Origin of the sequence: Campylobacter parajejuni, assembly GCF_046764905.1 — a bacterium.
GTDB lineage: Bacteria > Campylobacterota > Campylobacteria > Campylobacterales > Campylobacteraceae > Campylobacter_D.
In genome coordinates this window covers 215,396-229,735 of record NZ_JBKORB010000002.1, presented here as the reverse complement: position 1 = coordinate 229,735, position 14,340 = coordinate 215,396, and the positions used below count along the sequence as shown (strand labels likewise).

12 protein-coding genes are annotated in these 14,340 nt (G+C 33.6%); 7 read left to right on the top strand and 5 right to left on the bottom strand.

Features of this window, described 5'->3' with window-relative positions; genetic code table 11:
- Nucleotides 1–7: 7 nt before the first annotated feature.
- On the top strand, nt 8–493 hold the full coding sequence (locus ACLL8X_RS02835; protein ID WP_411989444.1) for an HIT family protein: 486 nt from the start codon (nt 8–10) through the stop codon (nt 491–493).
- Complete coding sequence (gene mnmH / locus ACLL8X_RS02830; RefSeq protein WP_411989443.1) at nt 483–1,472, top strand: tRNA 2-selenouridine(34) synthase MnmH; 990 nt, start codon at nt 483–485, stop codon at nt 1,470–1,472. Before ACLL8X_RS02835 ends, mnmH begins: the two co-directional genes overlap by 11 nt.
- Nucleotides 1,473–1,480: 8 nt before the next feature.
- Here the strand turns inward: mnmH and hemH are convergent, their stop codons facing one another.
- On the bottom strand, nt 1,481–2,380 hold the full coding sequence (gene hemH / locus ACLL8X_RS02825; protein ID WP_411989442.1) for a ferrochelatase: 900 nt from the start codon (nt 2,378–2,380) through the stop codon (nt 1,481–1,483).
- A gap of 181 nt (nt 2,381–2,561) precedes the next feature.
- Between hemH and alaS the strand changes: the two genes are divergently transcribed.
- Genes alaS through ACLL8X_RS02810 form a run of 3 tightly spaced genes read left to right on the top strand, consistent with a single transcriptional unit; the run spans nt 2,562 to nt 7,563 of the window.
- Nucleotides 2,562–5,093, top strand: coding sequence for an alanine--tRNA ligase (alaS, locus tag ACLL8X_RS02820; RefSeq protein WP_411989441.1), 2,532 nt, complete (start codon nt 2,562–2,564; stop codon nt 5,091–5,093).
- Nucleotides 5,087–5,635: a septum formation inhibitor Maf gene (gene maf / locus ACLL8X_RS02815; RefSeq protein WP_411989440.1), complete on the top strand. Its 549-nt coding sequence runs from the start codon at nt 5,087–5,089 to the stop codon at nt 5,633–5,635. The genes alaS and maf overlap by 7 nt, the downstream gene beginning before the upstream one ends.
- Complete coding sequence (locus tag ACLL8X_RS02810) at nt 5,632–7,563, top strand: penicillin-binding protein 1A (protein ID WP_411989439.1); 1,932 nt, start codon at nt 5,632–5,634, stop codon at nt 7,561–7,563. The genes maf and ACLL8X_RS02810 overlap by 4 nt, the downstream gene beginning before the upstream one ends.
- A gap of 12 nt (nt 7,564–7,575) precedes the next feature.
- On the opposite strand, the gene ACLL8X_RS02805 is transcribed toward ACLL8X_RS02810, so the two are convergent.
- The 3 genes from ACLL8X_RS02805 to ACLL8X_RS02795 are packed head-to-tail and all read right to left on the bottom strand — an operon-like array spanning nt 7,576 to nt 9,938.
- Nucleotides 7,576–8,919, bottom strand: a complete 1,344-nt coding sequence (locus ACLL8X_RS02805) for an ANL family adenylate-forming protein (RefSeq protein ID WP_411989438.1) — start codon at nt 8,917–8,919, stop codon at nt 7,576–7,578.
- Nucleotides 8,912–9,643 (bottom strand): SDR family NAD(P)-dependent oxidoreductase, encoded by a 732-nt coding sequence (locus ACLL8X_RS02800; RefSeq protein ID WP_411989437.1) that lies wholly within the window; start codon nt 9,641–9,643, stop codon nt 8,912–8,914. Before ACLL8X_RS02800 ends, ACLL8X_RS02805 begins: the two co-directional genes overlap by 8 nt.
- Nucleotide 9,644: 1 nt before the next feature.
- Nucleotides 9,645–9,938, bottom strand: a complete 294-nt coding sequence (locus tag ACLL8X_RS02795; protein ID WP_411989436.1) for a hypothetical protein — start codon at nt 9,936–9,938, stop codon at nt 9,645–9,647.
- A gap of 95 nt (nt 9,939–10,033) precedes the next feature.
- Here ACLL8X_RS02795 and ACLL8X_RS02790 point away from each other — a divergent pair, with 95 nt between their 5' ends.
- Both ACLL8X_RS02790 and ACLL8X_RS02785 read left to right on the top strand, forming a co-directional pair.
- Nucleotides 10,034–11,146, top strand: a complete 1,113-nt coding sequence (locus ACLL8X_RS02790; protein WP_411989435.1) for an SGNH/GDSL hydrolase family protein — start codon at nt 10,034–10,036, stop codon at nt 11,144–11,146.
- The gene (locus tag ACLL8X_RS02785; protein ID WP_489671745.1) at nt 11,109–11,660 is read left to right on the top strand and encodes a hypothetical protein; all 552 of its coding nucleotides are present in this window, start codon (nt 11,109–11,111) and stop codon (nt 11,658–11,660) included. Before ACLL8X_RS02790 ends, ACLL8X_RS02785 begins: the two co-directional genes overlap by 38 nt.
- A gap of 22 nt (nt 11,661–11,682) precedes the next feature.
- On the opposite strand, the gene ACLL8X_RS02780 is transcribed toward ACLL8X_RS02785, so the two are convergent.
- The gene (locus tag ACLL8X_RS02780; protein ID WP_411989433.1) at nt 11,683–14,256 is read right to left on the bottom strand and encodes an ATP-dependent Clp protease ATP-binding subunit; all 2,574 of its coding nucleotides are present in this window, start codon (nt 14,254–14,256) and stop codon (nt 11,683–11,685) included.
- Nucleotides 14,257–14,340 lie beyond the last annotated feature (84 nt).

Below are 14,340 nucleotides of genomic sequence, written 5' to 3'. Positions count from 1 at the left end.
GAGTAAAATGCAGTATTTGTATGCACCGTGGCGGAGTGAGTATTTTGAAAAAGAAAAAAGCGTTTGTCCTTTTTGTGATTGTGCTAGTAAAATTAAAAGCGATGAAGAGCTGGGTGTGATTTTTAGAGCCAAATATTGCTTTGGGGTGATGAATCGCTATCCTTATTCTGCGGGACATTTTATGGTAATTCCTTATTTGCACGAAGAGCATATAGAAAATTTAAATAATGAAATTTGGCAAGAAATGAGTCATTTTGTGCGTTTGGGGGTAAAAATTTTAAAAGAGCAAATTCACGCAAGTGGAGTAAATATCGGTATGAATTTAAGCAAGGACGCAGGAGCTGGGATAGCTGCTCATTGTCATTATCATTTAGTTCCGCGTTGGGCTGGGGATACAAATTTCATTACAACCATAGGAGAAACTAGGGTTTGTGGCACTCATATAGAGCAAGTTTATCAAAAACTTGTTTTGGCTTTTAAAAATGTTAAGTGAAGTTGAATTTTTAGAATTTCAAAAAGAAAATTTCTCTCTTTTAATTGACGCAAGAAGTCCTAGGGAATTTTTACATTCTCATTTGATTGGGGCTTTAAATTTTTATGCTTTAAACGATGAAGAGCATCAAGAAATAGGCACGATTTATAAAAAAAATCAAGCTCTAGCTAAGGCTAAAGGAGCAAGTTATATTTGTCAAAATATGGCTCAACATATACCTAAAATCACTCAAAATTTTCGCATAGGCGAAAAGATAGGAATTTACTGCTCTCGTGGGGGTTTGCGTTCAAAATCCCTAGCCTTAATTTTGAGTGAATTAGGCTTTAGAGTGGTGCGTTTAAAAGGCGGTTTTAAGGCTTATAGAAGTTTTATAATGCAGTTTTTTGAAAGGGGAATGAATTTTAAATTTTTCTCTCTTTGTGGCAATACAGGATGTGGAAAAACAGAGCTTTTAGAGCAATTACCTCACGCTTTAAATTTGGAAAAAATGGCAAATCATTTAGGCTCATCTTTTGGGGATATTTTAGGAAAACAACCCACGCAAAAAGCTTTTGAAGCGGAGCTTTTTCACGCTTTAAATTCTTTAAAAGATTTTATTTTTATAGAAAGCGAAAGTCGTAAAATAGGGGAATTAGTTTTACCCTTAAGGCTTTATGAGCATATGCAAAAAGCTTTTAAAATCCATTGTTCTTGTTCTTTGGAAAATCGTGTTAAAAGAATACAAAAAATTTACCAAGAAAAAATGACGCCCTTGAAATTTCAACAAGCCTTGCAAAAGATTAGCCCTTATATCAGTTTAAATTTGCGTCAAGATTTATTTGAAAATTATGAGAAAAAAGAATGGCAAAAGCTTATTGTTTTGCTTTTAGATTATTATGATAAAAGTTATAAAAAGCCCAGTAAAATCGATTTTGAGCTAAATACAGATGATATTTTAAAGGCTAAAGAAGAGCTTTTAGGATATTTTAAAATAGGCTAGTTTATATTTTACAAGCAATCTAAAATAAACTCCGCAAATTCATCGCTATCATTAGGACAACTTATTAGCTCATAAGCTTCTTTAGCCAAGTGTTTATACTCTATACCCAGCTCAAAAATGGTTTCAGAACAATCTATGCAAAAAGACAGGGGATAAATCAAGGCTTTTTGCTTTAAATTTGCCAAAATATCACTCGTATTAGGCTCAAGCCATTTTATAGGACCTAACCTAGATTGATAAGCGATGATAAATTCATCAAAATGATTTTTAAGCTTCTCTTTTAAAAGCTCTACATGCTCATTGATATGCTTTTCATACAAATCCCCCTTTTCTATCACAGAAACAGGCAAAGAATGGGCTGAAAAAATCAAAGTTTTCGCCCCAAAATGCTTTTGTTTTTCTAAAATATGTGAAATTATCATTTGATTATAAAGTTCGTTTTTGTAAAAAACATCGATAATTTTTATTTTAGCATCGATTTTTAGGCTTTTAACCCTATTTTGCAAGACTTCTAAGGATGAAGTAACCGTTGTGCGTGAGTGGTGGGGATAGAGTGGAAAAAGTATGATTTCATCTTCCTTGCCAAGCTTATATTTTCCTAGCACTTCCTTAGCAAAAGGCGGGACATAGAGATTGACAAAGTCAAAGCAAAAAGCCTTTTGTTTTGCACTTAGCTTAAGGCATAAGCTTTGAGTGAGCTCATTTAAAGGGGATTTTCCGCCCATTTGTTTATAATTTTCTTGCATGGCTTTAACACGAGCTTTTGTTATAATCCACGCTACAAATTTTCTTAAAAAAGCATTTTTAATCCCCAAAATATAAGGGTCATTAAACATATTTTTTAAAAACACTTCACAATCTTGCAAATTCGTAGCCCCACCCATATTTAAAAATAAAACTAATTTCATATCAACCTTTCTAAAATACCTTTTCTAAAATATTGTGTGCTTAAATTTCACAGCCTTTTTCAATATCACACTTAAAAATTTACAAAAGCTTAAATAAAAAAGGCTTATTGTATTTTAGCTTTACTTAATTTAAAGTAATTTTGGTATGATATGCTTTTGTAAAAATTTCTTAGGAAAACTTATGGATATTAGAAAAGCTTATTTGGATTTTTTTGCTTCAAAAGGACACGAGATAACCCCGTCAAGTCCTTTGGTTCCTGATGATGCGAGCTTACTTTTTGCCAATGCAGGTATGGTGCCTTTTAAAAGCATTTTTACAGGAGAAATTCCACGCCCAAATCCCCCACGCAAAACTAGTTGCCAAACCTGCATAAGAGCAGGTGGAAAGCACAATGACTTAGATAATGTCGGCTACACAGCACGCCATCATACCTTTTTTGAAATGCTTGGGAATTTTAGTTTTGGGGATTATTTTAAAGAACAAGCCATAGCCTATGCTTGGGAATTTGTAACGCAGATTTTAAAACTACCTGAAGAAAAACTTTTCGTAACCGTGCATGAAAGCGATGATGAGGCTTTTGGGTTGTGGCAAAAACACATCGCAGTAGAGAGAATTTATAAATTTGGCGATAAGGATAATTTTTGGCAAATGGGCGATACGGGTCCTTGTGGTCCTTGTAGTGAGATTTTTTATGACCAAGGGCAGGAGCATTTTAATTCAAGCGAAGATTATATGGGCGGGGATGGAGATAGGTTCTTAGAAATTTGGAATCTTGTTTTTATGCAGTATGAAAGAAGTGCTGATGGAAAGCTTAGTCCTTTACCAAAGCCAAGCATTGATACGGGGATGGGACTTGAGAGGGTAACGGCGATTAAAGAAGGTAAATTCAGTAATTTTGATAGCTCACTTTTTATGCCAATTATCAATGAAATTTCAAAACTTTGTGGTAAAACTTATGTTTATGAAGATGGAGCCAGTTTTAGAGTGATAGCTGATCATATACGCTCATCTGCGTTTTTACTAGCTCAAGGCGTGAGTTTTGATAAGGAAGGCAGGGGCTATGTTTTACGCCGCATTTTACGCCGTGCTTTAAGACACGGCTATTTGCTAGGATTTAAACAGGCTTTTATGTATCAATTAGTGGATAAGGTTTGTGAGCTTATGGGTGGGCATTATAGCTATCTTAATGAGAAAAAAGACTTTATAAAAGAGCAAATTCGCCTTGAAGAAGAAAGATTTTTAAGCACCATAGAAAATGGAATTGAAATTTTTAACGAAGAGCTTGAAAAGACTAAAGAAATTTTTAGCGGCGAAGTCGCCTTTAAGCTTTATGATACTTATGGTTTTCCGCTTGATTTAACGGCTGATATGTTAAGAGAAAAAAATCTTAAAGTCGATGAAGAAAAATTTGAACTTTTAATGGGAGAGCAAAAAAATAGAGCAAAGGCTTCTTGGAAAGGAAGTGGGGATAAAAGTGCTAGTGGAGACTTTAAAAACTTACTTGAAAAATTTGGAGAAAATCATTTTGTAGGCTATGAAAAAACAGAATGTGAAAGTAAAATTTTAGCCCTTTTAGATGAAGATTTTAAAGAAGTTTCTACTCTTAAAAATGCAGGCTGGGTAATGCTTGAAAACACGCCTTTTTATGCAACAAGTGGTGGGCAAAGTGCTGATAGTGGGTTTATAGCTAAACGCGAAGTTTTAGATACGCAAAAGTTTTTTAATCTCAATCTTAGCTTTGTAAAAACAGGCGAAGAGTTAAAAGTGGGTGCTAGGGTTTATGCGAAAATCGATACAGAAAAAAGAGAACAAATCGCACGCCATCACTCAGCTACTCATCTTTTGCACTATGCTTTAAGAGAAATTTTAGGAAGCCATATTTCTCAAGCGGGTTCTTTGGTTGAAAGCAATAAATTAAGATTTGATTTTACCCATCATAAGGCTTTAAGCAAGGAAGAATTAGAAAGCATTGAAAAAAGAGTCAATGAAATGATTATAAACTCAAGTGAAACCATCTTAGAAAATATGCCCTTAGAAGAGGCTAAAAAAAGCGGGGCTATGGCTTTGTTTAATGAAAAATATCAAGCTGTGGTGCGCGTCATCACTCTAGGTGAAAGCAAGGAACTTTGCGGGGGAACTCATGTTAAAAACACGGCTCAAATAGGAAGTTTTTACATAGTCAAAGAAAGCGGAGTGAGTGCGGGGGTTAGACGCATTGAAGCTGTGGTTTCTAAAGCGGCTTTAGACTTTGTAAAAAATCAGCTTAAAGAGCTTTCTAAAGCAAAAGATGAGCTTAAAAATAATGATATTTTAAGCGGGGTCAAAAAGCTTAAAAATGAAATTTTAAATTTAAAAAATGAGCTTAAAAACTCAAGTAAAACAGAGTTTAAATCTAAAAATTTCAAGGGCGTTGAGCTTTGTGTGGAGCGTGTGTTTGGGGGCGATATTAAAATGATGATAGATGAGTTTAAAAATAAATTTAACAAGGCTGTTATCTTACTCATTCAAGAAAAAGAAGGCAAAATCACCCTTGCAGCGGGAGTAAAAGAAGCCCCGCTTAAAGCAGGGGAGCTAGTCAAACAAGCCGCACAAATACTAGGAGGCAATGGCGGAGGAAGAGATGATTTTGCCACTGCAGGTGGGAAGGATTTAAGCAAAATCGATGAAGCCTTAAAGCAAAGCTTAGAAAGCATAGAAAAAGCATTATGTTAATCCTAGCTTCAACTTCTCTCTCAAGGGCGGCTTTGTTAGAACAAGCGGGTATAAAATTTAAGCAAATTAGCCTTGATTATAAGGAAAATTTAAGTAAAGAGCAAAAACCAAGCTCTTATGTGCAAAAAATAGTGCTAGAAAAAGAAAGGCAGTTTTTGGCTACTTATGAGAATTTAAAGGATGAAAACTTACTTTTTGCAGATAGCATAGTGTGTATAGAAGAAAAAATTCTCACTAAGGCAAAGGATAAAAAAGAAGCTTATGAAATGCTTGCTTTGCAAAGTGGCAAGTATGCGAGTGTTTTATCGGCTTTTTTGCTTCAAACTTCGCAAAAAAGGGTTTTTTCTCTTTCTAAAACCACACTTTATTTTAAAAATTTTGATGAAAATGCTTTAAAAGCTTATGTGGAAAATGAACTTTATAAAGGCAAGGCAGGTTGTATTATGTGCGAGGGTTTCCATCAAAATTTCATCACCCAACAAGTAGGAAGGCTAAGCACGGCTTTAGGGCTTGATATAGAGACTTTAAAGGCTTATTTATGAAAATATTAAAATATATTTTTTCATTTTTCACTCTTTTATTTATAGCTTCGTTTATTTATGTGGCTTATCTTTTTACAAGTGCCAATACGCAAGATTATACTTTTAAAGAGTATAAACCCCCGCTTACAACGCAAATTTATGATAGAAATGGCAAGCTTGTGGCAAATATCTTTGAACAACACCGCTTTTATGCTCCCTATGAAGAATTGCCTCCACGCCTTATAGAAGCTTTAGTAGCCATAGAAGATACGAGTTTTTTTGAGCATAATGGAGTCAATATTGATGCGATTTTTAGAGCTGTGGTAAAGATTGTCAAAAGTGGCGGGAAGACTATGGAAGGAGCCTCCACCCTTACTCAGCAATTTATTAAAAATACAGAATTGACCCCAGAAAGAACGATTACGCGTAAAATTCGCGAAGCCTTACTGGCTTATAAAATGGAAACTTTTTTGACTAAAGAACAAATTTTAGAAAGATATTTAAATTTTATCTTTTTTGGACACGGCTATTATGGGGTTAAAACAGCAGCTTTGGGGTATTTTCATAAAAATTTAAACGAACTTAGCCTTAAAGAGCTTGCTATGTTAGTGGGTATGCCAAAGGCTCCTAGTAGTTATGACCCGACTAAGCATTTAGACCTTTCTATCGCAAGGGCGAATAATGTTATTTCAAGAATGTATGTTTTAGGCTGGATTTCTAAAGCAGAGTATGATACAGCCCTTAAAGAAATTCCACAAGTTTATGATGATACGCTCACTCAAAATGCTGCTCCTTATGTTGTAGATGAAGTGATTAAGCAATTAAGCCCTAGTATTAAAGATTTAAAAACGGGGGGTTATAAGATTGTTTTAAATGTGGATTTAGATGTTCAAAATATGGCACAAGCTGCTTTAAAATTTGGTTATGATGAGATAATTAAGAGGGATAAGGATGCGAATTTAAGCACTTTAAATGGGGCTATGGTGGTGGTAAATCATCAAAGTGGCGATGTTTTGGCTTTGGTTGGGGGCATCGATTATGAAAAGAGTAATTTTAATAGAGCCACTCAAAGTCTAAGACAGCCCGGAAGTTCTTTTAAGCCCTTTGTGTATCAAGTAGCGATTAATCTTGGCTACTCGCCTATGAGTGAAATTGCAGATATTTCGCGTATTTTTGAAGGTGGAGCAGGCAATAATGAAGACTGGAAGCCAAAAAATGATGGGGGAAAATTTTTAGGCTTAATCACTTTAAAAGAAGCCTTAACAAGGTCAAGGAATTTAGCAACCATTAATCTCGCTCTTGATATGGGACTTGATGTGCTTTATGCTAAACTCTTGGAATTTGGATTTAAGGATATTCCGCCTAATTTGTCGATAGTGCTAGGAAGCTTTGGTATTTCGCTTTTGGAATATTCGAAGTATTATACTATGTTTGGTAATTATGGCACCCTTAAAGAGCCGCAAATTATCAGGCAAATTCAAGATAAAAATGGCAAAACAATTATGGAATTTAACGCCAGTGAGCGTCAAGTCAGCGAAGAAGCACAAAGCTTTTTGGTGCTGGATATGATGAAAAATGTTGTTGAAAAAGGCACAGGACGCAATGCAAGGGTAAAGGATATAGAAATAGCAGGAAAAACAGGCACAACAAATAAAAATGTAGATGCTTGGTTTTGCGGAATCACGCCTGAAATAGAAGCGATTATTTGGTATGGCAATGACAATAACAAGCCTATGCGTTACACAGAAGGGGGTGCTAGAACGGCTGCTCCTGTGTTTAGGGAATTTTTGAGTAAATATATAGAAAAATTTCCCGATACCACTAGAAAATTTAGCATACCCAATGGAGTGTATCGTGGGAATTATAAAGGCGAAAGTGCTTATTACACCACTAAATCCCCCCTACCTAAGGCGAATATGAAATTTAATGAAAGTGAGATTATATTTTGAAAGTAGAAAAATCTACCCCCTTACTTTCTTTAACCTATTGCTTAGTTTTAATTGTTCTACAAGCTCAACTTGGGTTGGGATTTTATAATTAGCCAATTTATTCTTACAATACATTCTTACTTGTTTTTTAAGTTCAAGCTTTGTAAATTTTTCATTTGCCCTTAAGACTATTTTTGCACAAACACTTTGTCCTGTAATGCTATTATTCTTTGCATACACTAAACAATCTTGCACAAAGGGAAGTTCTAAAATAACACCTTCAACTTCCTCAGGGATAAGCTTTTCTCCTCCTACATTGATTATTTCCTTGCTTCTTCCTATAATTTTTATATACTCCTCCCCATTTTCTTTGTGAAGTTCTACTAAATCTCCTGTTGCAAAATACCCTTCTTCGTCAAACACAGCATTATCGGCATTTAAATAGCCTAAGCTTTGGGTTTTGCTTTTGATATAAAGCTCATTATTGATGATTTTATAAGCCATACTTTCTAGCTTTATCATATTATTTTTAGTTTTGGTTTGAGCTATGCCCACTTCACTTGTGCCAAAAGTTTGATGAAATCTAACTTTAGGAAATTCTATTTTTAAGCGTTTGAGTAAGGAATCGCTCATTTTTTCTGTTCCGTAAGTAATAAGTTTTAAAGAGCTTAAATCATATTTTTCTTTCACTCCACCCATCAGCATAAGATTTAGCAAACTAGGACTCGCAGGTAATAAAGAAACTTGATATTTTTGTATATTTTGTGCTAAAGCTTCAACATTCTTTCTATCTTCAAAAGCTATACCACAAGCACCCATAGCCAAAACATTAAATAAAGTGTTTAAACCACCAATATGGTCAAACATTAAAAATAAAATAATATTCATATTTTTAGGTTTTTTATCTTGATAGACGCTTAAAATCACATCAAGATTATGCACCATAGCTTTAGGCTTTGCTGTGCTACCACTTGAAAAAAGGATTAAGCCACTTGAATCTTTAAGGGTTTTTATAAGGGGATGTTTTAAACTATCATTTTGATAGGCTATAAATTGATTATCATCATAAAGATAGTCTATTTGTCCTTGAGAGATTTTGTCTTTTAATTCTTTAAGGTCTTGATTTTTTGACTTTAAAAAAGGAGCGACTATCAATCTTTTTTCTATACAAGCTAATAACAAAGCTATACTTTGTAAGTCATAATCGCCTAAAATCCCTACAACACCTTTTACAGGATTTAATTCATTCATATATTTTTTTACTTCAAGTAGAAGTTCTAAATAAGAATAAGTTTTATCTTTATAGATTAAACAGCTTTGATTTTGATAAGCTACAAGTTTATTTAAAAAAGGATGAGAAAAAACTAAGCTATGCATTGACTCCACCTAAATAGATTACTTGTGAGCTTATAAAATCACTCTTTTCGCTAAGAAAAAATTCAATCACATTCAACACATCTTCAAATTTACCAAAGCGTTTAATGGCTTGCTGATTTAATAAGTCTTGTAATTTATTTTGAGGAACATTTTTAATCAAATCGGTTGGAACAGGAGTGGGACCAACAGCATTGACAGTAATGCCTAATTCATTTAATTCTTTAGCACATACTTGGGTTAAATTTACCAAAGCAGCTTTTGATGCTGCGTATATAGCTTCTCCTTCAAGTCTTAAAGGGGTGGCAACGGTGGTAAAATTAACTATACGAAAAGGCATAGTCTTTGTGTTTTTGTATTGTTTTTTATAAACATTAGCCATAACTTTTGCCACTTCTCTTGTAAATAAAAAAGTGCCAAAAACATTGGTATTAAAAATATTATGAATGCTTTTATAGGGTGTGGTTAAAATATGATTCATAGAAGCAATACCTGCATTATTTAGCAATACATCTATGCGGGAAAATTCCTTACGCACAGCATAAACCATAGAGATTACTTTTTTCTCATCACTCACATCAAGCTCAAAATGTCTATAATTGAGATGGTTTATGCTTGAAATGCCCCTAGAGCATCCACAAACTATATGACCTAAAGAAAGATAATATTCGCTTAATTGTTTGCCTATGCCTTTTCTTGTGCCCGTTATGATGATGATTTTTTGCATTTTAGTCCTTAATTTGACTTGTTATGTATTGAGCTAAAGTTCTAACATCCTTAAAGGGAGAATTTCTTAAACTCATCATTTTCTCATCCGCAAGAGTAAGCTCTATATCAAGCTCTGTATTGATACTTTCTTCTAAGTCTGTGATAAGATTTACAAGTGCTAAAGAGTCTAAAAGACCTCCTAAGCCGCTATAAAGTTTAGTATCTATATTGGCTGATTTTAACTCTTCTATCTCATAATCGTCAGCTGAATTTTTTAAAACATTTAAGATTATAGAAACTATTTTTTCTTCCATTTTAAAAGCTCACTTTCATTTAAAAATTGTTTTTTTTTTTTTTGTATTTTATTGTATAATACATTCTTTTTAATTTAACTTAAAGGATTTGTCTTTTGCAAAAGAAAAATATAGTATTGTTAGGAGCTAGTAATTCAAGAGTTCCCGGAGGACTTGCGGCGGGTTTAAATCAAAATAATATCAATTTATATAATTTATCCATAGGAGGCACAGATTGTGTGCATAAAATTTATGAACTTAAAAGAGAAGAAAATCAAGAACTTCTACATAAGGCTGATTTGATTGTGCTTGAGGTTAATATAATGGACATTGCAATGACTACTGGCTATTATGGTTATGAAAGTCTTGATTTTAAGATGGTTAGAAATGTGAGTTATCTTTATGAGCAGCTACATTTGTTAAATAAGAAAATTTTAGTTTTATTACTTTTTGATTTACGATGTGTAAGTGATAGTCCAAAAAAGCAAAGTGCTAATTTAATGATGCAAACTCATAAAAATCTAAGCTTATTTTATGATTTTAATCTCATTGATGTGCATCAAAAAATGATAGATACTCAGTGTTATAAGTTTTATAGCACATCTTTAGACCCTTATCATCTTTTAGCTACCATAATGTATCAACTTGGAAAAAATATTTCTCAAAATTTAGCTTCTTTTAAATTTTCTAAAAGAGAGCTAAATTCTCAAACAAATACCCTTTTTAAAGTTTTAAATCCTATGAATTTAGTGGATAATGCTTCGCCTAAATATTTTAAAGATTTATTGTATAAAGATAAATATATTGAAATTTCAGGCAAAGATTTGATTTATTTTCCAAAACAATACATAGGATATAGAATTTTAGGAGTTCATACCTTGTTTCCTCCAAAAAAAGGAGCATTGGCTACTTGGACTTCAATGTGCCAAAATTATTTCAGTATGGTTTTTAAAAATTCACAAAAAGAGCTAGTGAAAAGCTTTAGGTGTTATTATAATTTTGATTGGTTGTATGATGATTTCTTAATCGATAAGGATACCGTTGTTACTTATAATAAAGATAATATTCCCTTAAACGAAATTTCTTATGAAACACTTATAGTTGATAATTTGCCCAATACCTTAGCTGGAGCAGGTATAGTGAATTTTTTACTGGTTAAAAATGATGTAAATTTCATTCAACCAAAAAAAATTGGGGGGGGGGGATGCCATCTTGCAATACAAGCATGAAAATGATTTTTCACATTTAATTCCACCTATTGAAGTGTATAAAGAGCTTATAGAAGAATATATGTTGAAAACAAATACTCCAGCCCAAACACATTTACTAGAACGACAAATATCTTCATTAAGCCATCAGCTTAATCATTTAAAAACTTTTTCAACAGCCAAGCAAAGAATTCAAAATCAACTTTCTTATAAACTAGGACAAGCTTTGATAGAAAATTCAAAAAGTATATTAGGCTATATAAGGATGCCTTATGTATTATCTTATATAAAAGATAAGCATCAAAAAGAACGACTAAGCTATGAAACAAAGATAAAAGAAAATCCAAATTTAGCTTTACCTTCTTTAGAAACTTATCCTGATTATAATGAAGCTTTAAAAGAAAAAGAATGTTTTACTTATAAATTAGGAGAAGCTTTTATCAAAGCTCATAAAAATTGGTATAAAGGTGGATATATAAGGTTTTATTTCAAAGATGTGCCTAGCTTGAAAAGGGAATTTAAAGCAAGAAAGTAGAAAAATCTACTTTCAAATTTTTTTAAGCTTTTTTGATAATGATTTTGTCATTTTCCGCATCGATGAGTATGCTATCATTTTCACCTAGCTCATCAGAGAGTATCATATCGCTTAATTTATCTTCTACCAAATCATAAATAGCCCTTCTTAAAGGACGCGCACCAAAATCACAATCAAAGCCCTCTTTAGCGATTAAAAGTGCGGCATTTTCGCTTAAACTTGCCTTGATACCTTTATTTTCCAAGCTTTTTTCTAAGTCTTTAAATAAAAGTTTCACTATCTCATAAGCTTCATCTTTTCCAAGCGGATTAAAGCTGATAATATCATCTAAGCGGTTTAAAAATTCAGGCTTGAAGAAATTTTTTAATTCGTTTTTTACTGCTTCTTCTTGTTCTTTTCCGCTTAAATTCATAATGGCACTTGAGGCGATATTAGAAGTTAAAATGATGATGGTATTTTTAAAATCCACAGTTACACCCTTGCTATCTGTGGCTCTACCATCATCTAAAATTCCCAAAAGCACATTAAATACATCCTTGTGGGCTTTTTCAACTTCATCAAACAAAAGCACACTATAAGGCTTCCTACGCACCGCTTCACTAAGCTCTCCGCCTTCTTCGTGTCCTATATAGCCCGGAGGTGCGCCTAAAAGTCTTGAAACGCTGTGCTTTTCCATAAATTCACTCATATCAAAACGAATCATTGCCTTTTCATCATCAAACAAAAATTTCGCCAAAGCCTTAGCTGATTGGGTCTTGCCTACCCCAGTAGGACCTAAGAATAAAAAGCTTCCTATGGGTTTATTATCCGCATTAAGTCCTGCTTTGTTGCGTTTAATGGCTCTTGCTAAAGCTCTCATCGCTTCATCTTGTCCTATTACGCTTTCTTTTAAGTGCTGTTCTACTTCTAGGAATTTTTGTTTTTGCGAAGTTAGCATTTTTTGCACACTAATACCTGTCCATTTGCTTAAAATTCCAGCGACTAAATCCTCATCGACTTGATTTTTAAGCAAAACCCCATTTTCACTCATTTTTTTCCATTTTTCTTCTAAAATTTCCACTTCTTTTTCAAGGCTTGGAATTTTGCCATATTCTAGCTCGGCTGCTTTTTGAAATTCGCCTTTGGCTTTGGCTAAAGAAGCTTCATTTTTAAGCATATCCATTTCTTTTTTCTTTGCACTTATGCCATCAAAAACATTTTTTTCATTTTCAAATTGTGAATTTAAAGCACTTTGCCTTTCTTTTAAATTCGCAAGTTCTTTGGCGATTTCATCTCGTCTTTTTTGATTTTTCTCATCATTTTCCATTTTTAAAGCTTCATTTTCAACCTCTAAGGTTTCTATATCTTTACGCACTTTTCTTAACGAACTTGGCTCACTTTCAATCTGCATTTTAAGCTCAGCTGCAGCTTCATCGATTAAATCAATAGCCTTATCGGGTAAAAATCTATCATTAATATAACGCTTAGAAAGTTTAGCCGCTGCTACTAAAGCACTATCGTTGATGGTTACATTGTGATGAATTTCAAGCTTTTCTTTTATGCCCCTTAGCATAGCCAAAGCTTCATTGACACTAGGCTCTCCCACATTTACGGGTTGAAAACGGCGTTGCAAAGCCGCATCTTTTTCAAAATATTTGCGATATTCTTTTAGGGTTGTTGCTCCTATTGCGTGAAGTTCGCCCCTTGCAAGAGCGGGTTTTAGGATATTTGCCGCATCCATACTTCCTTCGCTAGCCCCCGCACCCACTAGGGTGTGAATTTCATCTATGAAAAGAATGATATTATTGCTTTTAATCACTTCATTAACCACAGCCTTTAACCTGTCTTCAAATTCGCCTCTGTATTTTGCTCCTGCGATTAAGGCGCTCATATCAAGGGCTATGACTTTTTTGTTTTGTAAAGATTTTGGAACATCTTTTTTGATAATTCTTTGAGCTAAAGCTTCAACTATGGCTGTTTTTCCAACTCCCGGTTCGCCTAAAAGTATGGGATTGTTTTTTGTTTTGCGTATTAAAATTTGCATTAAGCGTTCGATTTCTTCTTCTCTACCTATAACAGGGTCAAGCTTGCCTTCGCTTGCTTTTAGGGTTAAATCTATGCCGAATTTATTTAAGCTATCTAGAGTTTCATCGCTTGTTTTGCTTTCTATCTTGCGTCCAGCTCTTAATTTTTCAAGCTCTTTTTGCAATTCTTTAGGGTCTAAAAAAGAAGATAAAAGTTCTCTCACAGGGCTTTTTTCACTCTCGCTTATAAGCCAAGTATCCACACTTAAATAGCTATCGCCCTTAGCGCTCATCAATCCCTTAGCATTTTCTAAAGAGCTTATGAATTCACTAGAAAAGCGGATATTTTCACGGCGGACATTGGAGCTTGTGGGAAGTTTTGCAATTTTGCTCTTAATTTCAAGTTCTAAAGCTTCTTTGGAGACGCCAAGCTTATTTAAAATTTGATTGAATATACTGGTGCTATCTACACTCAAAGCCCACAAAAAGTGTAAAGAGCTAACTTCATTATTTTTAGAATGTATAGCTAAAGATACTGCACTTTCAAGGTTTGAAAGCATATTGTCGGTTAAAAAATCTTGTAAATTTGTCATTGTTTATCCTTTGTTAGTTTATATACCTGCTATTATATAACTTTAGTCATATAATGTCAAGTTATCTAAGTAAAAAATTTTAAC

Excerpts from the sequence above, each read along its gene's own strand:
- ACLL8X_RS02810 (WP_411989439.1), top strand. The coding sequence starts at position 5,632 with ATGAAAATATTAAAATATATTTTTTCATTTTTCACTCTTTTATTTATA.
- ACLL8X_RS02795 (WP_411989436.1), bottom strand. The coding sequence starts at position 9,938 with ATGGAAGAAAAAATAGTTTCTATAATCTTAAATGTTTTAAAAAATTCA.
- ACLL8X_RS02805 (WP_411989438.1), bottom strand. The coding sequence starts at position 8,919 with ATGCATAGCTTAGTTTTTTCTCATCCTTTTTTAAATAAACTTGTAGCT.
- mnmH (WP_411989443.1), top strand. The coding sequence starts at position 483 with ATGTTAAGTGAAGTTGAATTTTTAGAATTTCAAAAAGAAAATTTCTCT.
- maf (WP_411989440.1), top strand. The coding sequence starts at position 5,087 with ATGTTAATCCTAGCTTCAACTTCTCTCTCAAGGGCGGCTTTGTTAGAA.
- hemH (WP_411989442.1), bottom strand. The coding sequence starts at position 2,380 with ATGAAATTAGTTTTATTTTTAAATATGGGTGGGGCTACGAATTTGCAA.
- ACLL8X_RS02780 (WP_411989433.1), bottom strand. The coding sequence starts at position 14,256 with ATGACAAATTTACAAGATTTTTTAACCGACAATATGCTTTCAAACCTT.
- ACLL8X_RS02835 (WP_411989444.1), top strand. The coding sequence starts at position 8 with ATGCAGTATTTGTATGCACCGTGGCGGAGTGAGTATTTTGAAAAAGAA.
- alaS (WP_411989441.1), top strand. The coding sequence starts at position 2,562 with ATGGATATTAGAAAAGCTTATTTGGATTTTTTTGCTTCAAAAGGACAC.
- ACLL8X_RS02800 (WP_411989437.1), bottom strand. The coding sequence starts at position 9,643 with ATGCAAAAAATCATCATCATAACGGGCACAAGAAAAGGCATAGGCAAA.